The organism is Pontibacter chinhatensis (assembly GCF_900113285.1).
GTDB lineage: Bacteria > Bacteroidota > Bacteroidia > Cytophagales > Hymenobacteraceae > Pontibacter > Pontibacter chinhatensis.
On record NZ_FOOT01000001.1, the window covers coordinates 463365 to 488391 of the forward strand.

General features: G+C 52.8%; 20 protein-coding genes. 11 read left to right on the top strand and 9 right to left on the bottom strand.

Going from position 1 to position 25027, the window contains the following annotated elements; all coding sequences use genetic code 11:
* The first annotated feature begins 163 nt into the window (after positions 1–163).
* Both BM040_RS02015 and BM040_RS02020 read left to right on the top strand, forming a co-directional pair.
* A complete protein-coding gene (locus tag BM040_RS02015) occupies positions 164–3283 on the top strand; it encodes a SusC/RagA family TonB-linked outer membrane protein (protein WP_092098506.1) in 3120 nt (1039 codons plus the stop codon).
* An 11-nt stretch (positions 3284–3294) separates the two neighbouring features.
* Positions 3295–4713 (top strand): SusD/RagB family nutrient-binding outer membrane lipoprotein, encoded by a 1419-nt coding sequence (locus BM040_RS02020; protein WP_092098511.1) that lies wholly within the window; start codon positions 3295–3297, stop codon positions 4711–4713.
* 501 nt (positions 4714–5214) lie between these two features.
* On the opposite strand, the gene ftsH is transcribed toward BM040_RS02020, so the two are convergent.
* Together ftsH and BM040_RS02030 are read right to left on the bottom strand one after the other, a co-directional pair.
* Positions 5215–7209, bottom strand: a complete 1995-nt coding sequence (gene ftsH / locus BM040_RS02025; protein WP_092098513.1) for an ATP-dependent zinc metalloprotease FtsH — start codon at positions 7207–7209, stop codon at positions 5215–5217.
* Between the two features lie 268 nt (positions 7210–7477).
* Complete coding sequence (locus tag BM040_RS02030) at positions 7478–8257, bottom strand: TIGR02757 family protein (RefSeq protein ID WP_092098515.1); 780 nt, start codon at positions 8255–8257, stop codon at positions 7478–7480.
* Positions 8258–8499: 242 nt separating this feature from the next.
* Between BM040_RS02030 and BM040_RS02035 the strand changes: the two genes are divergently transcribed.
* The 5 genes from BM040_RS02035 to BM040_RS02055 all read left to right on the top strand — a co-directional run bounded on the left by BM040_RS02035 (position 8500) and on the right by BM040_RS02055 (position 13479).
* Positions 8500–9759, top strand: a complete 1260-nt coding sequence (locus BM040_RS02035) for a glycosyltransferase family 87 protein (protein WP_092098518.1) — start codon at positions 8500–8502, stop codon at positions 9757–9759.
* A gap of 133 nt (positions 9760–9892) precedes the next feature.
* On the top strand, positions 9893–10456 hold the full coding sequence (gene efp, locus BM040_RS02040) for an elongation factor P (RefSeq protein ID WP_092098520.1): 564 nt from the start codon (positions 9893–9895) through the stop codon (positions 10454–10456).
* A 5-nt stretch (positions 10457–10461) separates the two neighbouring features.
* Positions 10462–10956, top strand: coding sequence for an acetyl-CoA carboxylase biotin carboxyl carrier protein (accB, locus tag BM040_RS02045; protein WP_092098522.1), 495 nt, complete (start codon positions 10462–10464; stop codon positions 10954–10956).
* Between the two features lie 129 nt (positions 10957–11085).
* Positions 11086–12432: an acetyl-CoA carboxylase biotin carboxylase subunit gene (accC, locus tag BM040_RS02050; RefSeq protein WP_092098524.1), complete on the top strand. Its 1347-nt coding sequence runs from the start codon at positions 11086–11088 to the stop codon at positions 12430–12432.
* Positions 12433–12540: 108 nt separating this feature from the next.
* On the top strand, positions 12541–13479 hold the full coding sequence (locus BM040_RS02055; protein WP_092098526.1) for a DUF6340 family protein: 939 nt from the start codon (positions 12541–12543) through the stop codon (positions 13477–13479).
* A 71-nt stretch (positions 13480–13550) separates the two neighbouring features.
* Here the strand turns inward: BM040_RS02055 and BM040_RS02060 are convergent, their stop codons facing one another.
* The 5 genes from BM040_RS02060 to BM040_RS02080 form a co-directional block, all read right to left on the bottom strand.
* Positions 13551–14909: a M56 family metallopeptidase gene (locus BM040_RS02060; protein WP_092098528.1), complete on the bottom strand. Its 1359-nt coding sequence runs from the start codon at positions 14907–14909 to the stop codon at positions 13551–13553.
* Between the two features lies 1 nt (position 14910).
* Positions 14911–15276 carry a BlaI/MecI/CopY family transcriptional regulator gene (locus BM040_RS02065; RefSeq protein ID WP_092098530.1) on the bottom strand — a complete coding sequence of 122 codons (366 nt, stop codon included), beginning with the start codon at positions 15274–15276 and terminating at the stop codon, positions 14911–14913.
* A gap of 132 nt (positions 15277–15408) precedes the next feature.
* Positions 15409–15816, bottom strand: a complete 408-nt coding sequence (locus BM040_RS02070) for a hypothetical protein (RefSeq protein ID WP_092098532.1) — start codon at positions 15814–15816, stop codon at positions 15409–15411.
* 82 nt (positions 15817–15898) lie between these two features.
* Complete coding sequence (locus BM040_RS02075; RefSeq protein ID WP_092098534.1) at positions 15899–16477, bottom strand: DUF3109 family protein; 579 nt, start codon at positions 16475–16477, stop codon at positions 15899–15901.
* Between the two features lie 172 nt (positions 16478–16649).
* Positions 16650–18278, bottom strand: a complete 1629-nt coding sequence (locus tag BM040_RS02080; RefSeq protein ID WP_092099436.1) for an ankyrin repeat domain-containing protein — start codon at positions 18276–18278, stop codon at positions 16650–16652.
* A 291-nt stretch (positions 18279–18569) separates the two neighbouring features.
* On the opposite strand from BM040_RS02080, the gene BM040_RS02085 reads away from it, so the two are divergent.
* The 3 genes from BM040_RS02085 (at position 18570) to murA (ending at position 22953) form a co-directional block, all read left to right on the top strand.
* Complete coding sequence (locus BM040_RS02085) at positions 18570–20819, top strand: ATP-dependent helicase (protein ID WP_092098536.1); 2250 nt, start codon at positions 18570–18572, stop codon at positions 20817–20819.
* Between the two features lie 172 nt (positions 20820–20991).
* Positions 20992–21645, top strand: coding sequence for a DUF4290 domain-containing protein (locus BM040_RS02090; RefSeq protein WP_092098538.1), 654 nt, complete (start codon positions 20992–20994; stop codon positions 21643–21645).
* Between the two features lie 3 nt (positions 21646–21648).
* The gene (gene murA / locus BM040_RS02095) at positions 21649–22953 is read left to right on the top strand and encodes a UDP-N-acetylglucosamine 1-carboxyvinyltransferase (protein ID WP_092098540.1); all 1305 of its coding nucleotides are present in this window, start codon (positions 21649–21651) and stop codon (positions 22951–22953) included.
* Between the two features lie 134 nt (positions 22954–23087).
* Here the strand turns inward: murA and BM040_RS02100 are convergent, their stop codons facing one another.
* Both BM040_RS02100 and arsC read right to left on the bottom strand, forming a co-directional pair.
* On the bottom strand, positions 23088–23423 hold the full coding sequence (locus BM040_RS02100; protein WP_139217741.1) for a hypothetical protein: 336 nt from the start codon (positions 23421–23423) through the stop codon (positions 23088–23090).
* 72 nt (positions 23424–23495) lie between these two features.
* Entirely contained in the window at positions 23496–23837 is a 342-nt protein-coding gene (gene arsC, locus BM040_RS02105; RefSeq protein WP_092098544.1) for an arsenate reductase (glutaredoxin), read from the bottom strand.
* Positions 23838–23956: 119 nt separating this feature from the next.
* On the opposite strand from arsC, the gene BM040_RS02110 reads away from it, so the two are divergent.
* Complete coding sequence (locus BM040_RS02110; protein WP_092098546.1) at positions 23957–24727, top strand: LolA-like protein; 771 nt, start codon at positions 23957–23959, stop codon at positions 24725–24727.
* Positions 24728–25027 lie beyond the last annotated feature (300 nt).

The following is a 25027-nucleotide window of genomic DNA, read 5'->3' on the forward strand; positions in this document are numbered from 1 at the left end:
TATAAGTTTTTGATATACCTGTCTGAAGAAGCAGCTATGGCAAGGCTATACTATTCTCTACTTCGCTCCCTTTACCACCTACTCATGGCAAGGTGATATTTCCTTCCATGGGACCTTCACAGCTTCTGTGTCTGCTTTATAAATCACACTAATAAATATTCCTATGAGAAACAGTTTTACCCTTCTTGTATTGCTGCTGATGTGCTGCTGGGTACCCGCGTTAGCCCAGGAGAACACCGTGAGCGGCAGGGTTACAGGAGCCGACGAGGGCATGCCCTTGCCCGGCGTAAGTGTAACCGTGAAAGGCACCACCATCGGCACTACCACCGACGCCGATGGCAGGTTCACGCTTAATGTACCCAGTGATGAGTCCATACTGGAGTTCCGTTTCCTTGGCTACAGGATTCAGGAAATCCGAGTGGGGAACCAGCGCCAGGTTAACGTGGTCATGGCCACCGATACCCAGCAACTGGATGAGGTGGTGGTAACGGCGCTGGGCATTACTCGCGAGAAAAAAGCCCTGGGCTATGCCGCACAGGAAGTACGGTCAGAGGAACTGGTACAAAACCGCCAGCCCAACGTGCTCAATGCCATGCAGGGCAAGGTGGCGGGGGTTACCATCTCAAGCACTGGCGGCGCGCCGGGACAGGGTGCCAACATCCAGATACGCGGTATCAACTCCATCGACCCCAACCGGCCTAACCAGCCGCTCTTCGTTATTGATGGGATTCAGGTGAACAACTCCACCTCCACTTTTGGTGAGGGCGCCGAACTGCGCGGCATGAGCAACCGCCTCGCCGACCTCAACCCCGATGACATTGAAAGTATAAACATCCTGCGTGGCGGCGCGGCGACAGCGCTTTACGGGCTTCGGGGAGCCAACGGCGTGGTCGTTATCACCACCAAATCCGGGAAGAAGGGAGAGATGCGCGTGAACTTTACGAGCACTGCCGGCTGGGAGGAAGTTAACAAATTTCCGAAGATACAGGACACGTATACCCAAGGCTATACTGGCGTATACGATCCGACCAGCTTCTGGCCTTCCTGGGGACCCACCTGGCAGGAGGCACGGCAAATAGACCCAACCCACCCGGAAGGCATCTACAATCACTTTGAGGATGCCTATGAAACAGGAAGCCAATTCCGCAACACGCTCACCTTCTCGGGAGGAACCGATGCCATCACCTTCTCGTCCTCACTTTCTCGCCTGGACCATGAGGGTGTGTTGCCCTTCACCGATTACCAGAATACCTCAGCCCGCCTGAACACCGATGTGAAGCTGAGCGAGAAGTTCAGCACGGGCGGTAACTTTAACTATATCCGCTCCGGAGGCAAGCGCTACAACGCTGACCGCTTTAACGAAATGCTTAGCTATTGGTCGCCGCGCTGGGATGTGCGGGACTACGTGAAGCCCGATGGCACCATGCAGTCTTATGGCAACGACAATCCGATTTACGCCGCCTCCACCAACCAGTTCGAAGACGATGTAAGCCGTTTTATCGGAGGGTTAAACTTTAGCTACAAGCCGCTTAGCTGGCTCGACTTCAATTACCGCATCGGCCTGGACACCTATACCGACGACCGCACACGCACGGCTCCAGGTCCCAGAAACGTTCCGGACGAGCGGCTGCTGGATGACAACGGTCAGGGTTTTGTGCATGAGTATACTACCAAATTCAGGTCCATAAACTCCACTTTCATCACCTCTTTGAACAAGTCATTCGGAGACAAATTTAACGCTACGCTGCGTTTGGGCCACGAACTCTACGACGAGCACATCAAGAGCTTCGGCGTGCAGGGCGAAGAGCTGTCAGTGTTCGACTATTTCAAACTCTCCAATGCCAGGTTCCTCTCTTCTTCGGAGAACGAGAGCGAGTATAGGCTGATGGGTATTTTCGGGGAGGCCTCGTTTGACTACGGCGATTTCCTGTTCCTGACGCTGACAGGCAGAAACGACATTACCTCTACCCTGTCCAAGTCTAAGCGCTCCTTCTTTTACCCCTCGGCAAGTATAAGTTACATTGCCTCAGAGCACCTGGAGCTGCCGGATTTCATCAACCAGACAAAGGTAAGGCTCTCTTACGCTCAGATAGGCAAAGATGCGTCTCCTTACTCTATCTCCTCCGGTTACGCCCCTTACACCAACCTACCGACAGGTTATACCGGGGTGACGCGCGCTGCCTTGTTAGGCAATCCTGGTCTTAAGCCAGAATTCACGAATACCTTTGAAGCTGGTCTGGAGATGTCGTTCCTGGATAACCGCATCGGGTTTGACTTTACCTATTATTACTCCCTTAGCAAAGACCAGATCCTTAACATAGATGTGGCCAGCACCACCGGCTTTGTGCGGGCAGCCATTAACGCCGGGGAGATGCGCAACAAAGGCGTTGAGATTGTGCTGAACGCTACACCCGTGCGCACTACTAACTTTAACTGGGATTCCAAGCTTATCTTCTCGGCCAACAGAAACAAGATCCTGAGCCTTCCGGAGGGGCTGGAGGAAGTAACCTATGCCTCTCAGTTTGGCTATGTGGGCTCCACGGTGACCATGAAACTGATTGAAGGGCAGCCGTATGGCAACATCTACGGCTCGCACTGGCAGCGTTATTATGGTCCGGGACAGGAGGAAGACCCACTCTTTATCGACGAGTCGCGCCCCATCGTGATTGGTGCAGATGGCTTCCCGGTAAGGGCGCCCTTATCCAGCCAGAAACTCCTGGGCAACTCACAACCTGATTGGATCGGCGGCTTCACGAATACCTTCACCTACAAGGGACTTAGCCTGACCGCCTTGCTCGATGCCCGTGTGGGCCTGGAGAAATATAACCAGATGGACAACTTCTTCGCCGCCTTTGGTATAGCCGAATACACCGAGAACCGCAACCAAACGCGCGTGTTTGAAGGGGTGCTGTCTGACGGCACACCCAACACCAAGGAAGTATGGCTGGGCCAGGGCACTGGTCCGGATGGCGTGAACTACGGCGACGGCTACTACCGCCGCTTCTACCGGGGCGTGTCGGAGAATTTCGTGGAGGATGCCTCCTGGGTGCGCTTGCGCTCCCTGACGCTGCGCTACAGCCTGCCGCAACGCTGGTTCGAGAACATCTTCATCCGCAATGCCGCTTTATCCTTTACCGGCAACAACCTGTGGCTGTCCACCGACTATAAAGGATTTGACCCGGAAACGAGCTTCTCGCCTAGCGGCAGCAACGTGGATGGCTTCTCAGGCTTTACTTATCCTGCCGTGCGCAGCTACCTGTTCACCTTAAACATTGGCCTTTAACTAATACAGATATGAAAAAGATCTTCCGATATATACTCGCCTTTGCCATCATGGGGGCAGTAGCAGGCCTGCAGGGCTGCGAAGATTATTTTGACAAGGAGGATAACCCGAACCTGGTTCCCAATCCGCCTTTGCCCACCCTCCTGACCACCACCACGCACAAAACCGGCATGAACAGCTACATGGTGAGCAACATCACCTCCTACTTTGTGCAGTACCTGGCCAGTCCCTCGGCGGGCGGTTCTTCAGACACTTACCAGATCACCGATTATACCGGCACCTGGGATGCGCTCTACTGGGCCATGGCCGATATTTACGACATGCGCCAGCTGGCCATGGAGCAGGGAGCAACGGAGTATGTGGGGGTGGCCGATGTCCTGATGGCCTATCATTTGGCATTGGTAAACGATATGTGGGGAGACGCGCCCTATTCAGAGGCCTTTGCCAACATCACCCTAACCCCTGCTTTTGATGACGAAGCAAACCTTTATGATGTGACTACACAGCTGCTGGACGAGGCGATTGTAGAGCTGCAAAAACCTGAATCTTCGGTGCGGTTACTTGCTACCAGCGATGTGATACACGAAGGCAACGTGGCGAATTGGGTAAAGACTGCCTATGCCTTAAAGGCCAGGCAACTGAACAAGCTCAGCGGCACCTCTTCCTACAACCCCCAGGCAGTGCTGGAGGCAGTAGACAACTCCTATACTTCTAACGCGGACAACGCCGAGATGGGAGTTTTCCAGACGCGTAACCCCTGGGCAGCCGTGGCACTGAGTAATGCGGGCAACCTGTTGGGCGGCTGGCTCTCCGAGCAACTGATACAGCACCTGGACGGCACCTCGTACGGCGTGTTTGACCCGCGCCTGGAGCAGCTAACAGACACAACCGTTAACGGCAACTATGTGGGCACCCCTAACGGCACCGGCAACGTTGGCCCCGCCAACAACACGGTGAAGGATGAGAATTATATCTCCCGCAACTCCCCGCTTACCGGGGACGAATCGCCGCTGATTATCGTGTCCTATCCGGAGGTGAAGCTGATTGAGGCGGAGGCTGCTTTCAGGGCTGGCCAGCTGGACAGGGCTTTTGCAGCATACCGCGAAGCTATCCGCGCAAGTATGGAGCTGCTGGAGGTGGCTCAGGCAGATGCTGAAGCGTATTTGAGCAGCGCTGCCGTGGCCCAAAGCGCTTCTGAACTTTCGCTCGACAGGATTTTCCAGGAGAAGTATGTGGTAACCTACCTGAACCCGGAAGCCTGGAACGACGCCCGCCGCTATGACTACCAGTATGCCAACTTTACCTTACCTGCGGGTGCTGCTTTGCCAACCTTTATCCGGCGGGTAGCCTATCCTTCCGGTGAGGCATCCAAGAACCCAAACACGCCGGACGTAACCGACCTCTCCTTAACGCTTTGGTGGGATCAATAGAAAAGCAAAAGTATAAAGTATAAAAGGCGGGCCGCTGTATGTGTTACAGCGGCCCGCCTTTTATACTTTAAAACCTCAGTTACGATTAGGCCACCCCGCCCCTCCAAGGAAGCAGGGCTATCTCACTCCCCACTTGCTGGCGCGGGTTTGCAACCCGTGCTTTGTTATGAGGTCGGATTTGTAATCCGACTGGGTCGGAGGCCAAAACGATAGCTCGTCACGAGCGTGGACGCTCGCGCCAAAAGAAGTAAGCTGATCAGAATGTAACATCCCTGCTTCCTCGGGAGGAAGCATTTTACAGGTGTCAAAAGTCGCATCTGGGAAGCGAGGGAATCTGGATTTACTCCTCGGCCCCTAACAGCATCCCCAACCTAGATTTTATACTTATACTTACTCAAATTCCTAAACACTTTCATCCATATACCAAGTATAGACTGATGTCCTCTTCTGCTCATTTACCTGAGCGTTTATACTTCGGAACTAAGGTTGAGAATATACTTATCAGGAGGTGGCCTCGATTACCTTTCGGCTTTGCAGCGGCGGTGCTGGCGGAAGACCGGTAACCTGCAGAATCTCCTGCTCATCCAGTGTTTCGCGTTCCAGCAAGGCATGCGCCAGCGCATCCAGTTCTTTCCGAAACTTTACCAGCAGGCGCTGCGCTTCTTTGTGGGCTTCGTTGATGATGCGCAGTACCTCTTCATCTACCGCCTTGGCCGTTGCCTCACTGAATGGTTTGGCTCCCTGGTAACCACTGCTGCCTCCCAGAAACTGGTTCTGACGCGGTGCCAGTTGTACCATGCCCAGCTTGTCGTTCATGCCCCAGCGGGTAACCATGGAACGGGCCAGGTTGGTCGCCTGTTCAATATCGTTCTCGGCGCCAGTGGTGCGGTTGCCGTACACAATCTCTTCCGCCGATCGTCCGCCTAAGATACCGATGATCTTGCCGCGCAAATATTCTTCAGAGTAATTGTAGCGGTCACTGTCAGGGCGCTGGTAGGTGACACCGAGCGCCTGGCCCCGCGGCACAATGGTTACGCGGTTTACCGGGTCTGCGCCGGGTACCACCAGGCCTAATATGGCATGCCCGCCTTCGTGGTAAGCAATCCGCTCCCGGTCATCGAAGCTCAGGAGCAGCGGGCGTTCCGGGCCGAGCACAATCTTCTCCAGGGCATCAAAAAAGTCTTTGGAGGTCACTACATCCTGATTTCGGCGCGCTGCCAGCAGCGCCGCTTCGTTCACCAGGTTCCGTATGTCAGCTCCTGAAAAGCCGGGCGTAGCTGCGGCGATTTCATCCAGCTGCACCTCTGGTGCCAGCGGAACATTACGCGTGTGCACCTTCAAAATCTCCTCCCGCCCGTTCTTGTCCGGCAAATTAACCACCACGCGCCTGTCGAAGCGCCCGGGCCTGAGCAAAGCCTTGTCGAGCACATCGGGTTGGTTGGTTGCCGCCAGCACAATCACACCCTCCTTGCTGTCAAAGCCGTCCATTTCAGTGAGAATCTGGTTCAGGGTCTGTTCCTGCTCGCTGGCGCCGCCCACAGCTTGCTGCCCGCGGGCGCGGCCTATCGAGTCCAACTCATCTATAAAAATAATAGCCGGTGCATGCTCCCGCGCCTGCTTAAAGAGGTCGCGCACCCTGGCGGCACCTACCCCCACAATCATCTCCACAAATTCCGACGCGCTCATGGAGAAGAATGGTACTCCCGCCTCGCCTGCCACGGCGCGCGCCAGCAGGGTTTTACCGGTGCCGGGCGAGCCAATCAGCAAAACGCCCTTGGGAGCGGCGCCACCCAGGCGGGTATACTTTTTAGGGTCTTTCAGGAAGTCCACGATTTCCACCAGCTCGTTTTCCGCTTCATCAATGCCGGCTACATCATCGAACGTAACCCGTTTCTGTGTGTCCTTGTCGAAGCGTTTGGCTCCGCTTTTTCCTATGCCCATGAAGCCCCCCATGCCCATGCCTGCCTGGCTTTTAGCCCGTCTGTACATCCAGATGTAAAAGCCGATGATGATTAAGGCCGGGCCGAAGAGGGAGAGAAAGGACAGCAGGGGGTTGGGCGCTTCCTGGATTGGCTCCGCCCGTATCTCCACCCCATGCTCAATCAATAATTCCTCTAGGCCTGGATCGACAAAAGAAGGCACGATGGTAGCGAAGTGTGTGACCGGCACCGCCTCAATTTTCGCAGTGCTGTCCGCATCCTGGGGCCTGTAGGTTACCTCCCGGATAAACTGCCCTGAGATCAGATCACCCTTGGTATAAATCGCCTTTACATTGTTCTTGGCTACTTCATCTTTAAAGAGGGTGTAAGGCACCTTAACCGGCTCGCCTGCACCGGGGAAAAAAGACTTCGCGATAAAATAATTGAGCAAGAGCAGGCCTAAAAACCAGAGCCACGTTCTGCTGGGGGGCATGGGATTTTTCTTGTTGGCATTGGCAGGCGCATTGCCGGTGGATGGAGGAGTTTTGCTTCCTGTTTGTTGTGCAGGTGTGTTCATACTTCAACTCTTAAGCTCTTGCCAGATTGCTGCTGTGCCTCCAAGCTTTTGGAGTAGCGTAGCTTATACTTTAAAAACGTTGTACCTCCGCCTAAACTTTTCATGTCGCACAGCCGGCCTATGTAGCTATAAGCCAAAGCAATAGGCATACTTCCATGTACGGCCTTAACCCCATCCGGTTTGCGTATACTGAAGCCAAGGCTTGCTTTTAGATGGCCCTTGGGGCTACCGTTCCTTGACCAGACTCAGCCTACGATCTTGCAAAACATCAGAACTTCTCCTCCACTCCCAGGCCGAACAGGGCGTAGTCATACTTTACGGGGTCGGTGGGGTCAAAAGCGCGCAGGTGGGCTGTTAGTTCCTCGGCCGTATCCCAATCCATCCCCTTTCGCGTGATGAGCCCCAGGCGGCGGGCTACCCGCTCCACGTGCACATCGCAGGGACACACCAGCTCGCTCATGGGTATATTCTTCCAGATGCCAAAGTCCACACCGCCGTTGTCCTGGCGCACCATCCAGCGCAGGTACATGTTCAGCCGCTTGCAGGCCGATTTGCGGGCGGGGGTGGCAATGTGCTTGCGGGTGCGCTGCGGGGCATCCTCCAGGCTGAACACCAGGTTATGAAAGTATACGAGCCTGTCCCGTTGGGTAGGCAACTCACAATGCTCCCCGGTGAAGGCCGTCTCCAGGCTCTCGTGCTGGCTGTAGTACCACCGGAAAAAATGCAGCAAGTATAAAAGATCAGTATCGTTGAAGGTGCGGTGCTTGAAGCCGAGCAGCCGCTGCAGATCCTGCTCCTGGTGATGAAGTATAAAATCGTGCGGCGCGTTGTCCATCAGATCCATCAGCTTTATGCAATTATTGATGATGGTCTTGCGCTGGCCCCAGGCTAGTATGGCTGCAAAAAAACCGCTAATCTCAATGTCCTGTTTTTTGGAGAAACGGTGCGGAATAGAAACCGGGTCGTTAGGGATAAAATTGGGCTGGTTATACTTCTCCACCCGATCATCGAGCAGCGCTTTAACGGAGGCAAGATCCGGGTGTACCATGGCAGATTTATACTTTAAAGGATGTTTAAGTTGGGGGACAAAGCTACAGGAATCAAACTGACACGGCAAAACTTCCCTTCCAAAGCCCAGGTACACGCCCTCTTCATTTAACGCTTTTATACCACCGGCTGTAGAAACATTGCAAAAATACCGCTATAATTGTAGTTTCGACGAGGTTTACTACCAGTAACAACAACAGCATAGGCGTCGGCAAGTATAGCCGGCCTGCAAACAAACTTAACATGCCAACCAAAAAACTCCTCACTGCCCAACACGCCTGGGCCATTGCCATTGTACTTGCCGGTATCATACTTCTTATCGGAGAGATCATCAACGAGCGCTTCTGGATGCACGACCTGGAAGTATACTATAGAACGGCTGCCCGGATGCTGCAGGGTGAAGAAATCTACCGCATCGCATCGGACGGGCACTATGTTTACAAGTACTCTCCCACTGCGGGCCTGTACTTTATCCCGCTGACGCTTTTGCCTTTCTCAGCCGCTAAGATCTTCTTCTGGCTTTTATTGCTGTTCCTTACGGTAGCCGTGCTGCAGGTGCTGTTTCAAATGGCAGCCCATGATGATACTTACCCTAGCGCTAAACAGAAGAACACCGTGCTGCTGCTTGCTTTTCTGGCAGTGGGCGCGCATGTGCACCGCGAGTGGCACCTGGGGCAGGTTAACTTTGTGCTGCTGGCACTCTACGTACTCCTGCTGGTGTGCTGGCGAAGGGAGCAGCATGTGGCAGTAGGAGCCATACTGGCCGCCAGTTTGTTTATCAAGCCCTTCGGGCTCATTTTCCTGCCTTACCTGGTGCTCAGGAAAAATTTCAGTGCCCTGCTGGCAACAGCTATAACAGTAGTGTTGCTGGGCTTGCTGCCGTTTGTTCTGTACCCATCCCCAGAGGCATTTACCGGTTTGTATAACGGCTGGTTTCAGGAGCTGCTCATAGAACTGGGCGCCAAGCAGGACCTGTTGCAAAGCGGCAATCATACTATTTTCTCTGTACTGGCGCGCTATACCCCACTGCAGTTTATACTTACCACCGAGGCTGCCATTAAAGTATACCAGATCAGCTTACTGGCGCTCATCGGTCTCTATATCCTATACTTTGTAAGGGCCGGCGCAGGGCTACGGCAGCGCACCATCTACGATGTGGCGGTACTCGTTGCCTTTATCCCGTTGTTTGCCGTCACCAGCCTGAATGCTTTCCTGTTCACGCTGCCCTGCATGGTGCTTCTGCTCTACCACTTTGCAGGGCTCCCTAATGTAGCGAAGGTACTAACGGTGACAGGCTGCGTGCTGGTGGGCATAAACATCAGGGACCTGATGGGCGGTGAACTGTACCGTTTTCTGGAGTCCATTTCCATTTATACTTTCGGGACCATGGCGCTGCTGGCTGCTTTAACCATGCTGCGCCTGAAGCAGGCAAGGCAACAAAACCAGACGCCACACGAGCCACAACGCAACAAGATCTTGCAAGAGCAGGTTAGCAAAGTGTAACAGAGGTGATTAGCGTTTGAACGAATATCTTTTTTAACGATGTTTTCAGCAGAATGCGTAATTTTGTTTTGCAAGACAGCAAAATCAGATATAGTTTTACCCTCTTATTAAGAAGACATTAAGTTTAATTCATATGGCAACCACAGCTGATATTAAGAACGGTCTCGTGATTGAATATAACAACGACCTGTACCAGGTAGTTGATTTTCAGCACGTAAAGCCAGGCAAAGGCCCTGCGTTTGTAAGAACAAGACTTAGAAACGTACGCTCGGGCAAAATGCTTGACAACACTTTCTCTGCCGGTCATAAAATAACGACGGCCCGTGTAGAACAACGCCCGCACCAGTTCATTTTCAAGGACGACATGGGCTACAACTTTATGGACCTGAACACATTTGAGCAGGTGGCCCTGCCAGAGGAAATGGTGCCTTTCGCCGACCTGATGAAGGAAGGCCAGGAGGTAACTATCCTGTTCCATGCGGAGACAGAGACGCCGCTTACCTGCGAGATTCCGCCGTTTGTGGAGCTGACCATTACCTACACGGAGCCAGGCCTTAAAGGTGACACGGCCACCAACGCTTCTAAACCAGCTATCGTGGAGACAGGTGCCACCATCCAGGTGCCGCTGTTTATTGGCCAGGATGAAAAAATTAAAGTAGACACTCGTACGTACTCATACGCTGAAAGAGTTAAATAACTAAGATGAAAGCTAAAGAAATCCAGGACCTTATCGACTTTATCGCCAAATCCGGCCTGAATAAAGTTAACATTGAAACAGAAGAATTTAAGATCTCGGTTAAGCGCGATCCAGACCAGAAGGTAACGTACGTAAAGGGTGCTGAGCATGCCGCACATGCTGCGCCAGCTCCGGCTGCTGCCCCTCAGGCTGCTCCGGCCCCAGCTCCTGCTGCCGCCCCGGCTCCTGCCGCTGCCCCAGCCGCCTCCGACGATAGCAAGTATGTAGCCATCAAGGCACCTATGATCGGAACGTTCTACCGCGCCTCAAGCCCTGAAACTCCGGTGTTTGTGAACGTAGGCGACGAGGTTAAAAAAGGTCAGGTGATCTGCATCATCGAGGCCATGAAACTGTTCAACGAGATCGAGTCTGAGGTATCAGGCAAAGTTGTGAAGGTGCTGGTAGACAACGCCTCTCCTGTAGAGTACGACCAGCCGCTGTTCCTGGTAGATCCTAGCTAAACTATCAATTTGAAAGTTTGAAGATGTGACCGTGAGGAAGTGGAGATGCTTGTACAAAGGCTCCGCTTCCTCATTTTAACACGTAGAATTTCCACATTTCCAAATCTTCAAATCCCCTAATCTGGACTTATGTTTAAAAAGATACTCATCGCCAACCGTGGCGAAATTGCCCTACGTATTATCCGTACCTGTAAGGAAATGGGCGTTAAAACGGTGGCCGTATACTCTACTGCCGATAAGGAAAGCCTGCACGTGCGATTTGCTGATGAGGCAGTATGCATTGGCCCTCCTCCAAGCGCTCAGTCGTACCTGAACATCCCGAACATCATTGCCGCCGCAGAAATAACCAATGCCGACGCCATTCACCCGGGTTACGGCTTCCTTTCAGAGAATGCGGAGTTCTCCCGTATCTGTGCTGAGAACGGCATCAAGTTTATCGGTGCCACGCCGGATATGATCAACGCCATGGGCGACAAGTCTTCTGCCAAGGATACCATGAAGAAGGCCGGCGTGCCGACTATTCCGGGCTCTGAGGGCCTGCTGAAAAACGTGGAGGAAGGCATCAAGCTTGCCAAAAAGATAAAGTACCCGGTTATTATCAAAGCAACTGCCGGTGGTGGTGGCCGCGGCATGCGCATCATCAAAAACGAATCTGAGTTCGAGAAAGCCTGGAACGACGCCCGCACGGAAGCCAAGGCAGCCTTCGGGAACGATGGCCTGTACCTGGAGAAGTTTGTGGAGGAGCCGCGCCACATCGAAATTCAACTTATCGGTGACCAGTACGGCAACGTGGCGCACCTCTCGGAGCGCGATTGCTCCATTCAGCGCCGCCACCAGAAGCTTGTAGAGGAAACCCCTTCCCCTTTCATCACCGACGAGTTGCGTGATGCCATGGGACAGGCAGCTATTGCCGGTGCCAAAGCCATCAATTACGAGGGAGTGGGCACGATCGAGTTCCTGGTAGACAAAAACCGCGACTTCTACTTCATGGAGATGAACACCCGTATTCAGGTGGAGCACCCAATTACCGAAGAGGTAATTGACTACGACCTGATTAAGGAGCAGATAAAGGTAGCCGCCGGCGAGAAAATCACGGGTAAAAACTACTACCCGAAGATGCACGCCATTGAGTGCCGTATCAATGCCGAGGATCCGAAGAACGGTTTCCGCCCGAGCCCAGGCAAAATCACGACGCTGCACCTGCCAGGTGGCCACGGCGTTCGCATCGACTCGCACGTATACTCCGGCTACACCATTCCGCCAAACTACGACTCTATGATCGCCAAGCTGATCGTAAGCGCACAGACGCGTGAGGAAGCTTTGGTGAAGATGAAGCGCGCCCTAAGTGAGTTCGTCATAGAAGGCATCAAGACCACCATTCCTTTCCACCTGAAACTGATGGATGACAAGGGCTTCAAGGAAGGTGACTTCACGACCAAGTACCTGGAGGATTTTGACTTCGACGCGCTGGATTAATTATCCCGCACTAAGTATAAAAAATACAGAGACCCCGGCTTTCGAGCTGGGGTTTTTTATTATACCTTCCGCTCCTGAAAGACAATTTATACTTCCCAAAAACATACTATGAAAAAGGCGATACGCTTGCTATACGTTGTGTTGGCTGCCGCGCAGGTGAGCTGTACCTCGGTGCTGTTTGTAGACACCACCATGCCCGCCGCAGTACCGGTGGCGCAGGAGCTGTGGAAGGTGGCAGTCATCAACCGGTATAACCCGCAGCTGCAGGAGTTTAATCAGGCAAAAAAGACGGCAGTTTTTGAGGCCGGCGCTAACCATGCCTTTCTAGGGGCCATTGATGCCATTCTGGAAGACGATACCTACGACCTGGTGCTTACGGACTCCATCAACTACAGAACCCCGGTTATTAACGGCAAATTAAGCCCGGAGCAAGTGCAGGATGTATACTTTCGACAACCCCACCACCTGCTGCTCGCCCTGGAGCATTTCGACACCTACTTCCACCAAGAAACCGTGCGGGAGCAGGACGAGGACGGCGATGTGTCTAAAACGGCTTACTATACCTTGGCGGTTGCCTCCACCTGGGCGTTGTACGACAGCACCGGTCAGCAGCTGGACAGGTTTATACTTATACAGGAGGCGCCCTACCAGTCGCGGGGGGTGATAAGCGGCCTACTGGCCATTGGCCCCGCGATGGCAAACGCAGGCCCGGCTGTAAACGATCTGGCTTGGCACACGGGCAACCGCTACTGGAGCCGCCTTTCGCCGCAGCCGGTTGCCTATGCCCGCCCCTATTACTCGGCCAAAGGCTTTGGTGCAGCGGCCGCCGCCATGGCTGTCCAGGACTGGCAGAAGGCCATCAGCCTGCTGGAGCCCTTGGCAGGCAGCAGCAACCGCAAAGAAGCCGCGCGTGCCGCCTATAACCTGGCGGTGGTGTATGAGGCTATGGGCAGTGTGGAGCAGGCCCGGCATTGGGCATCCGAAGCCAGAGAGCGCAAGGAAAAACTCTCCCTTGCCCTATTGCCTGAGTTAGGAAACTATCGATAAACTTACTATACATAAGAAAGCCTGCCGGTTATACTTTCACCGGCAGGCTTTTTATACTTTCAGAAGCTGGATTACTTCGTGTAAATCATCACAACGCCATTCTTTGCCTTTGCTCCATACTTCTGCACCATTTTGTCGCTGTCTTTAACCACACTCACTGCCTTTATACTTTCCGGTGAGAGTTTTTTTACCTCCTGCAGGCTGGTCTCTTTATCATTCAACAAGTACACCGCATCCTGAGGAAGATTCTCGGCAGCCTTTACCATCTCCCCAGCCGATACAGACGCATCCACCCTGGCACCCTTACCCGTTGAACGAGTTCCATCACCTTTTTTCAGGGTGATGTTGATCACCCCCTTCACTCCTTTCTCGTTCACCTTTTCCAAGGCCTTCTCTCCTTTCAGCACATCCACTTTATCAATCTGGTTCGGGTCGATGTTTTTTATACTTTCTGCCGGGGTGCGCTTGCCATCTACAAAGTATACGATGCTGTCGGGCAATGCTTTGGAAGCAGGCTGTTCTAAAACGTTAGTGCTATTAACTGCTGCAGGCAGGGGCACTTCGGCTTTGGAAGTGGTAACTACCAAGGCCATCGCCAGGAGGCCCGGGAAAAGCAGCAGGTACTTTAACTTCTGCAGCGAACTGGATTCTTGCTTGTTCATCATCATAATTCTGGTTTTTATATGGTTGAAGTTAAAACTCATGACCAGGCCACTGCCCTGAGGCTGACGCCCCACCTGCACCAGGCTGTATTGGTACGATCTTCGGTCGAGACCCTGACGCAACACCTGCCCATCGGCCAGGAACTCCAGGTTCTGGCGCATGTCGCGCTGCAGCCACCACGCTATCGGGTTAAACCAGCAAAGTATAGCGGCTAGTTGGCCCAATAGCACATCCAGGGTATGGAACTGCCCCACGTGTGCCTGCTCGTGCAGCAGCAAGGCCCGCAGCTCTTCTGGTGAATGCAGCCTCGGGTTAAGGTAAATCGTGCGCCAAAACGAGAAAGGTCCCGCCTCTTCGCGCAGCTCCCGGTACGCCTGCCCCTCCCACGCTGCCACTACCGATGAAGTATGGAGGCGCCAGAGCGAGCACAGCTGAAGTATAAATCTGGCCGCCAGCACAGCGACCACAGACAGGTAAGTTATCAGAACCCAGTGCCAGTAGCTTGGGGCCGCCTCCTGCACGGGAGCAGCATGCGCCGCAGGCCAGTCAGGCAGCAGGATGGTGAGGCCGGTGTGGAGTTGCGCCGGCTTCGCGTAAAACCAGGAAATGTCCAGTAGCGGTAAAAAACCTGCCAGGGCCAGCGCAGCCAGCAGGAAAAAGCGGTTGTAGCTATAGAAGGTCAGTTGGCGCAGCAACAAGCGGTAGGCTATAAAGAACAGCAGCAGCACCAGGTTGGCCTTGAGCAGGTAAAGTATAACGGGCGGCATATCAGTCCTCCTTTCCTTTCTCGATCATGCGGATGATCTCCTTTAGTTCCTCGGCGCTGATCTGCTGTTCCTTGGCAAAGAAAGACACCACCTCCTTATAAGAGTTGCGAAAGTAGCTGCCCACAAAGCTGCGCATAAACTCCTTCCGGTACTCTTCTGCCTTTACCAGGGGGGTGTAGCGGTAGGAGTTGCCTAATTTTTCACCCAGCACAAATCCCTTGCGCTCCAGGTTCTTTACCGTAGAGGCCAGCGTAGTATAAGGCGGCTTGGGCTCGGGCAGTTGCTCCAGCACATCTTTTATAAAGCCGCCACCTAATTGCCACAGCACCTGCATGGCCTCCTCTTCGGGTTGGGTTAATCGCTCCATACTAATTACGAACTTTTCGTAAGTATACGATTATTTCGTAATTAGTTGCAAGAAAAAAAATTATTTCTTTTTAAAATAAAAAAACTGCCATCGGGAAACGGCAGTTTATACTTGTAGTTAATATGGAGTCGGCTACTTCAGCAGCCATTTTAGCGCCTCCTGGGGGTCTGTAAAGTTCTTCACATCAAACCTGGTCACGCCCAGCGCCTCCGCCCTGGTCACAACCGATTCCAGCGCCAGCCTGGGGAACAGGTTCTGGGGCAGCACCCTGGCCACCATCTTAACACTTGTCTGAGAGAGCAGCCCATAGAATTTGGAAGCCATCCACTCTTTTGCCTCCGGTGAGAGAGTGCCCAGAAGCCGGGCATCGGCAATAACCTTTTCTGCCTGCGTATCGCGCAGCGCTTCGTAGAGCCTGGTGCCGCCGGCAATCAGCTCCTCCGTATTCACAGGCCGCTGCCATACGGAGCTTAACAGACTCTTATCTTTATCGACTTCTATCTTGTAGAAGCTAAGGCCATACGCTGTTATAAGTGCCATGGTATATCGAAGAGGAAAATGAAAGTATAAACAATGGTCACTTCAAAGGCAGAACGTTCCGGATAAGCGGCGCTGCTCCACGTTACTTCACAGAGGAGGATTCCGCTTCCATCAGCTGCTCCAGCTCTGCATACCATGCCTCGCCATACTTGCGAATCAGCGGCTCCTTGAGGAACTGGTAAACCCGCACGCCCAAATCCTGGCCAAAGCTGCAGGCGGCACTGCAGATGCCCCAGCGGTCATAGTTCAGGGCCTCAAACCCGTCATACTTTGTAATCCGGATGGGGTACAGGTGGCACGATATCGGTTTTTTCCAGCTAATCTTGCCATCGTAGTAAGCTTGTTCGATGGCGCACTTCAGCGTGTTGTTCTCGTCGTAGATCGCATAGGCGCACTCGCGGTTACCAATGGTGGGGGTTGAGAAATCGCCCTCCCAGTCTTTGATGTACAGCCCCTGCTCCTCTACCGCCTTCACGCCCGCCTCCGACATGTAAGGCTTCACGTGCTCGTAGCTTTCCTTCAGAATATCCAGCTCGTCTTCCTCCAGCGGAGCGCCCAGGTCGCCTTCTACGCAGCAGGCTCCTTTACACTTCTCCAGGTTGCACACAAAAAACTGGTCGCGCACGTCGTCGCTGATAACGGTATTCTGAAGGACTATCATTTTTTATAAGATGCATAAGGGCGGACATAGTGGTAACCTCACCGCCTGATAATGGAAAGACAAAGGTAACTATAAATAAGTTTAAACGGGAGGCCAAATAAGGCCGGTAGAAACAAAAGGGAGGCACATTTTAGGCGCCTCCCATACTTTATACTTATACTTTGAACCGTGTTTACTTCTGCAGTTTCTGGCGCGAGCCAGCGGCCAGCAGTATGTTCTCCACGTTCTGGTGCTTGGTGTAGTCAATGGCAGCCATGCCTGCGTTGTCGGTGATGGTTACATCGGCGCCGGCCTGCAGCAGGGCAAGTATAATCTCAAAGTTGGCGTCAATTTTACAGGCCATCATTAGCGGGGTTTTGCCCTCGTTGTTGGTCACGTTCGGGTCAGCGCCGGACTGCAGCAGCTTCTCCAGTTCCATGATGCCAATGTGCTGCCCAATGGTGGCAGTAAGCGCCTGTGCCAGCGCCGTGTTGCCTTCCTTGTCCTTGATGTTGGGATTAGCCCCGTTAGCCAGCAACGTGTCCAGCAACTGCACCTGCTCCAGCTCATAGTACTCAGACCGGATGCGCGAGCTGCCCACCACATAATGCAGGGCTGTTTTCCCGTTCAAATCCTGGGCATTGATGTCAGCACCCTTGCGGAGCAGCAGGCTGGCTGCCTTCAGACGCGCCTCCGGCTCATACTCTACGCCGTAATCTTCCAGCAGCATCGGCAGGTAGAGGGCGTGCATCAGGGGCGTGCGCCGCTGCAGGTTGGTTTCGTAGTCGTCGGGCTGGGCCTGGGTGTCCGGGTTGCCGCCAGCGGCCAGCGCCCGCTCCAGCATCTGCGGGTCACGGTTAATGGCCGCAATCACCACCTTCTGGTCAGGCGTTTGGTTGATGTAGAGCAATTGGTCGTAAGCGTTCACGCTGCCCTTCTCCACGGCTTCGCGGTACAGGGTGCGGGCCTTGTCTATTTCCACCTGGCCCAGGGTGCCTTCCTCCAACAATAGTGCCATGGTATACATCGCCTCGCGTTCGCCGGCCTCTACGCCTTTCTGCAACCAATATACCGCCTTTTCATTGTCTTTGGCCACGCCCTCCCCGTTCAGGTAAAGGTTGGCCAGCGAAGTATAGGCCACCACATCGCCTACCTGTGCCGCGCGGAGCAGGTAATTGGCCGCCAGTGAATAGTTCCGCATTTCGCCGTAGCCTGTATAGTACATGCTACCCAGTATGCGGTTACAGAAGGCGTCGCCGTCCACGGCCTTCTCCCGGATAACGATGGCAGCCGTGCGCATGCGCTGCAGGAACTGCTGCTTGTCATCATCGCTGCGCAGGGTCATCAGCTCCGCCTTGCCTAGGTTGCCGAGCACGCTTCCGCTGTCCAGCGCCATGGTATAATAATAGTCAGCCGAGTCGCGGTTGGCTGCAAAATATTTCTCCGGGTCATGAATCTGCTTCACGGTGTCAATCTCCACGGAATCATACTTCAGCTCGCGGTACTGGTGCATACGACCCAAAAAGTAGTTGGCGTCATGCTCGCCCTGTGCGGCGGCGGCTCTAAACTTTTCCTGGGCTTTCTGGAAGTTAAGCGAAGTATAATAGTGCATGGCCTCGTCCATGGCCGGAGTGCGCCACACGCGCCGGATAACCGGAGGAGGCGTAGCCGTTTTAGCCGCTACCGCCGTTTTGCCCTGGGCAGAGGCAGGCTTGGTGGCAGTAGTAGCGGGCTTGGCCGCGCCCGCACCGGCGGGTTTTGTCTGCGCTACACCCAGGTGGCTGAAGCTAGCCAACAGGCCTAGCATCAATAGCTTTTTCATGGCTGGCAAACGGTATGTATTTTTGGAAAGGTCTATCAAAGTATGTAAAATAACAGCGGGTTTGCTATACAAAAGTATAACGCTACCGGCTCTTTATCAAAAATGCGACCAAATCTCCCACGGAACTAGCTTTATACTTGCCCCACCCCTAAACGCTTTCGCTCCAAAAGGTGTTCCTACTACAGCCACTCTATACTTTCCCAGAGGGTGGCCATAAGTTGCCGGGTGCGGTTCTGAAAAAGGAATTGTATTCGTAACTTGCAAAGACTTTAAGCACGCGGAAGAGAAGAAATGGATTACATAAGCTTACTGAATGAGTCGCAGCGCGCGGCTGTATTACACACCGAAGGCCCTGCCATGATCATCGCGGGTGCCGGCTCCGGTAAAACCAGGGTACTGACCTACCGGATCGCCCACCTGATAAGCATCGGCGTTGACCCGTTCAATATTCTGGCCCTGACCTTTACCAACAAGGCTGCCAAGGAAATGCGCCACCGTATTGAGAAGGTGATCGGCAACGAGGCTAAAAACATCTGGATGGGCACTTTCCACTCGGTGTTCTCGCGCATACTTCGTGCCGAGGCCGATAAGATTGGCTATCCTAAAAGCTTCACGATTTACGATACCGACGATTCCCGGACGCTCATTCGCAATATTGTGAAGGAGATGAACCTGGACGACAAACTATACAAGCCAAATGTGGTGCTGGGACGCATCTCCTCAGCCAAAAACAAGCTAATCTCGCACAAGCAGTACCTCAACGACCCGGTTATACAGGCAGACGACGAGGCGGCCATGCGCCCCAAGATTGGTAAAATTTACGAGCAGTACCAGAACCGCTGCTTCAGGGCCGGCGCCATGGACTTCGACGACCTGCTTTTCCAGACCAACGTGCTTTTCCGCGACCACCCGGATGCGCTGAACAAATACCAGAATATCTTTAAGTTTGTGATGGTAGACGAGTATCAGGATACGAACTACTCGCAGTACCTGATTACGCGCAAGCTAGCTGCCCAGAACCGCAACATCGTGGTGGTAGGCGACGATGCGCAGTCCATCTACGCTTTCCGTGGGGCCGATATCCAGAACATCCTCAACTTCGAGCGCGACTACCCGGAGCTGGAAGTGTTTAAGCTGGAGCAGAACTACCGATCCACCAAGAACATCGTACACGCGGCCAACTCTGTTATCAAAAACAACACGGCACAGTTGCGCAAGGATGTGTTTACAGATAACGAGCAGGGTCCGCTGATTGAGGTGATGAAGGCCAACTCCGATAACGAGGAGGGCAAGCTGGTGGCCACCAGCATTTTTGAGGAGAAGATGAACAATCACCTCTCCTATAACGACTTCGCCATACTTTACCGCACCAACGCCCAGTCGCGTGCCATGGAAGAGGCGCTGCGCCGCATGAACATCAAGTATAAAATTGTGGGCGGCCTCTCCTTCTACCAGCGCAAAGAGATCAAGGACCTGATTGCCTACCTGCGCCTGACGGTAAACCCGAACGATGAGCAGGCATTAAGGCGCGTTATAAACTACCCAAAACGAGGCATCGGCGAGACAACCGAGCAGAAGCTGTTTGTGGTAGCCAACGACACAAACCACAGCGTGTGGGAAGTGGTGCAGAACGCCACCGAGTTTTTAGGCAACCGCGTGGGCACGGCTATCGAGAACTTCTCCATCATGATCCGCGACTTTGCCCGTATTGCCGAAAATACCGACGCCTTTGAGGTAGCCAAGCACATCGCCAAGCACTCGGGCATTGTAGACGAGCTTTACCAGGACAAAACCGTGGAGGGCCTGGCGCGTTATGAGAACATACAGGAGCTGTTGAACGCGATAAAAGAGTATGTGGACGACCCGGAGAAGGAAGACAAAAGCCTCTCTGCCTTCCTGCAGGACATTGCCCTGGTAACCGATGCTGACACAAAAGACACCGACGACGGCGAATTTGTGACCCTGATGACCATCCACTCTGCCAAAGGCCTGGAGTTTAAGCATGTGTTTATCGTAGGCATGGAAGAGAACCTCTTCCCAAGCCAGATGATGCTCAATTCCCGCGCTGACCTGGAGGAGGAGCGCCGCCTGTTTTACGTGGCCATCACCCGTGCTGAGAAAAAATTATACTTAACCTACGCCACCAGCCGTTATCAATGGGGCAACCTGAGGGCCTGCGAGAAGAGCCGCTTCCTGGACGAAATTGACCCGAAGTACCTCAACTTTAAGTATGGCGAGACCCACACAGGCACCGGCAACGTATTTGATCGCGTGCTGGAGCGCAAGAGCAGCATCAGCAGCTTGGTGCAGCCACAGGCGCGCAAGCAGGCCGCCAGCAACTATACCGCACCTGCCGATTTTAAACCCAGCGATACCTCTAACCTGGCCGCAGGCATGAAAGTAGAGCACCCTAAATTCGGTTTCGGCGTAGTAACCAAAATGGACACGCAAGGCAACAGCACCAAGGCCATCATCAACTTTGAGGAAGTGGGCGAAAAGACCCTGCTCCTAAGCTTTGCCAAGCTACGCATACATGGGTAATTGTGAATGAGTGCGTATTATTTCAGTATACTGCATTCAAGGTTTACTGAAAGCTGCGATTTATCTTTTTTGCTATCGGGCAAGGTAGGTAGAAGAGAATTCACTCAGTCACGCAATCACTCATTCAAAACTGATTATTATTCCCTAATTTTGAATTTATATATAGAGATAAATGGAAGCGAGTACCACATTTAAACAAGAGCTTTTGCTGCGGGAGTATGGCCGCAACGTACAGGACCTGGTCAACTACATCACCAGGCTGGAGGACCGCAAAGAGCGCACGCGCCTGTCGCAGCTGCTCATTAACCTGATGGCCAAGCTAAACCCACAGTTGCGCGACACCCAGGACTACCAGCAGAAACTCTGGAACCACCTGTTTGTGATGTCCGGCTCTACCCTGGATGTGGACTCCCCCTACCCGCTGAGCGCGATGGAGTATCTGAACGATAAGCCACAACCCATGGATTATCCATTCGACACGCCAAGGTATAAGCACTATGGCCAGAATGTGGAGTTGCTCATAAAGCGAGCTACTGAGCTTACAGACCCACGCGAGCGCGATGCAGCCATCATCTCCATCGGCAAACTGATGAAGACGCTTTACAAGTCTTACAACAAGGACAACATCACCGATGACGTCATCCTGGGCGATATCCGAGAAATCTCCAACGGCAAGCTGGACATGGACCTGGCTTACATCGAGAGCAACAACCTGTTTGAGTCTAACCCCAAGCAGCAGGACAGCAGCCACCAACAGCAGCGCTCGCAAAACCAGGGCCCCCGAAACAAAAAAACTAACCGTTCCTCTAATCAAAGAAATAAGTAATACATGGCTTCTTTTGAAGTAATTGGCGGCAACAAACTCAGAGGCGAAATCTATCCGCAGGGCGCGAAAAACGAGGCGCTGCAGATACTTTGCGCCGTGTTGCTTACCGCAGAACCTGTTGTCATTTCGAATGTGCCCGACATCCGGGACGTAAATAAACTCATCGAGCTGCTGCGCGATTTGGGCGTGAAGGTGGAGCGCAACTCCCCCGACACCTATACTTTCCAGGCTGATGAAATTAACCTGGACTACCTGAACACTGACCAGTTTGTGGACCAGGGACGTGCCATCCGCGGCTCGGTGATGATTGTTGGCCCGCTGCTGGCCCGCTTCGGTGAGGCTAAAATGCCCAAGCCAGGGGGCGATAAAATTGGTCGCCGCCGACTGGACACGCACTTTATCGGCTTGGAGAAGCTGGGTGCAAAATTTAACTATGACACACCGGACGTATTCTACAGCGCCACAGCGGAGCGCCTGAAAGGGGCCTACATGCTATTGGACGAGGCATCCGTAACGGGCACTGCCAACATCCTGATGGCTGCCGTGCTGGCCGAGGGCACTACCACCATTTATAACGCCGCCTGCGAGCCTTACGTGCAGCAGCTGAGCCGCATGCTTAACCGCATGGGTGCAAAGATCAGCGGCATCGGCTCTAACCTGTTGGTTGTGGAGGGCGTGGAGAAGCTGGGTGGCACGGAGCACCGCATGCTGCCGGACATGATCGAGATTGGCTCGTTTATAGGTATGGCCGCCATGACAGGCTCTGAAATCACCATCAAAGACTGCCAGATTCCAGAGTTGGGCCTGATACCCGATACTTTCATGCGGTTGGGCATCAAGATGGAATTCCGTGGCGATGACATTTTTATTCCGGAGCAGGACCGCTACGAGGTGGATACCTACATCGACGGAAGCATCCTGAATATTTCAGACCATACCTGGCCGGGCCTGACTCCGGACCTGCTGAGCGTGGCGCTGGTAGTGGCCACGCAAGCCAAAGGCACGGTGCTAATTCACCAGAAGATGTTTGAAAGCCGCCTGTTTTTCGTGGACAAGCTCATCGATATGGGTGCGCAGATTATACTTTGCGACCCGCACCGCGCTACTGTTATCGGTCAGAACAAGCAAATTCCGCTGCGTGGCATCCGCATGACCTCTCCTGACATCCGTGCTGGTGTAGCCCTGCTCATCGCAGCCCTTTCCGCCGAAGGCACCAGCATCATCGACAACGTAGAGCAAATCGACCGCGGCTACCAAAACATTGATGGCCGTTTGAACGCCCTCGGTGCGCAGATCAGAAGAATTTAAAAGTATAGCATTATACCGTATAAACAGCAAGAGCAGCTCGGTTGGGCTGCTCTTGCTGTTTGTATACTTTGTACTTTTGTTAAGTGACTTATCATTGCAAAGCCTAAGTGTAATCACGTCTTTGTAAGCTTAGCTTAGTGTTCAACTATAACACCAATGAAAATGGACAATACAAGAAATAGAAAATATGCTTTCCCTGCCTGATATGTCCACTCATGGTATTTAGATACATTTCTCTTCTTATAATTCCTGTATGCTATTACTCCCATCACTATTGGCCCTAAAGTAAATAGATAGAAAGGACCAAGCGAAGCCATAGCAGACCATTCCCAAAAGATTGTTGTCAGGATAATGAGTAAGAGCCCACCATACGTAGCAAAAGTCAAAAAAAGGTCAATGATTGGCGGGTCTTCTACGTTTTCTATTTTTATTTTCTGTAAAAGCCTTAAATAGAAAATCAGCCCGATCATGGGTGTGACAAGATGAATGGCCAGGAAAACAATCAAACTGCTTTTCATCACCTCAATTCGTTCCCAGCACCCTTACAGCAACTCCTGCACCTTCTCCGGCGGGCGGCCCAGCACGGCTTTGTTATCCTTCACCACGATGGGCCGCTCGATTAGCACCGGGTTCTCTACCATGGCCTGTATCCACTCCTCATCGGTGAGCTCTCTACCTTTATACTTTTCCTTGTAGATGGCCTCGCCTTTGCGAAGCAGCTGTTCTGGCTTCATGTTCAGCTTCTGCAGAATGTCGCGTAGTTCGCTGGCCGTGGGCGGTGTCTTGAGGTATTCCACTACCTCTACCTCCTGCCCTGCCTGGTTAATGAGTTCCAAGGTTTGGCGGCTTTTGCTGCAACGGGTGTTATGGTAAATCTTCAGCATATCATTTAGAATTAGGAAGTATGAAGATACGATTTCTAAAGTATAGCGCCACGAAAGTATAGCGCAACATCACAGGAAATTAGTAATTTGGCGCGAAATTTTTACACAACGCTATAACTATGAAAAAACACCTGATTACCGGCGGCGGCATCCTGCTGCTTTGCCTGTCCCTTTTCTCCAGCTTGGGCTTTGCCCTGGCTCCCAAGCCAACGTATAAAAACGGCACCGAAGTAGTAAAAGCCATGTATAAGCGCTGGCAGGGCAAGTGGTATCCTAATTTCCAGTTTGAGCAGCGCGCCATTTTTTACGAAAACGGCCAGGTAACCAAAGAGGAAGTATGGCAGGAGATCTACAGCCAGCCCGGGCTACTGCACATCCGTTTCGATGGTTTTGAGAGTGGCAACGGAGTCATCTTTGCCCAGGATTCGGTCTATCGCTTCCAGGAGAACCAACTGGCTGGCAAAATGCCGCAGATACACCCGCTTGTGTTGCTCTCCTTTGATGTCTACTTCCTGAAGCCGGAGGAAACCATCTCGAAGTTGAACCAGCTCAATATCGACCTAAACAAAGTATACGAAACCGACTGGCAAGGCCGCAAAGCCATTGTGGTGGGCGCCAATAACCCTGCCGATAGCAGCAGCAGCCAGTTTTGGATAGACAAGGAGCGGCTGTATGTGCTGCGGGTACTTACCAACAGCAAGGGCAGCACCCGCGATGTGGAGATTAACAACTATCAGATGCTGGAAGACTACTGGGTGGCGACCGAAATCATTTTCAAAACAAACGGAGAAACCACCCTGCGCGAGGAGTACTTTAACATGAGCTTCCCGAAGAGCACTGACAAAAGCTGGTTTGACCCCAAAAACTTTAGCAGCACCCGCTGGCAATAAAAAAAGAAGCCGCTGAAACCCATATCAGCGGCTTTATTAGTGCAACAGAGGTTACACTTTGTCAGAAAACTGCAGTCCAGAAGCTTGCAGCTTAATCAATCTGGAATTAAAAACTAATCAAAACTATTTCCTTTATTTTGATGCCTGACGCTATTGAATCAGGGCATAAACATCTGGTTTTCGAATTTTAATACGCCGGGCAAAGTATAAACCATGCTTCCCTGCTGTGTGAAAGGTGCCGGTTACCTCTTTTCAGGTTAACTTTGCCTTATATTCAATTACTAAATAGCGCTATTTCTT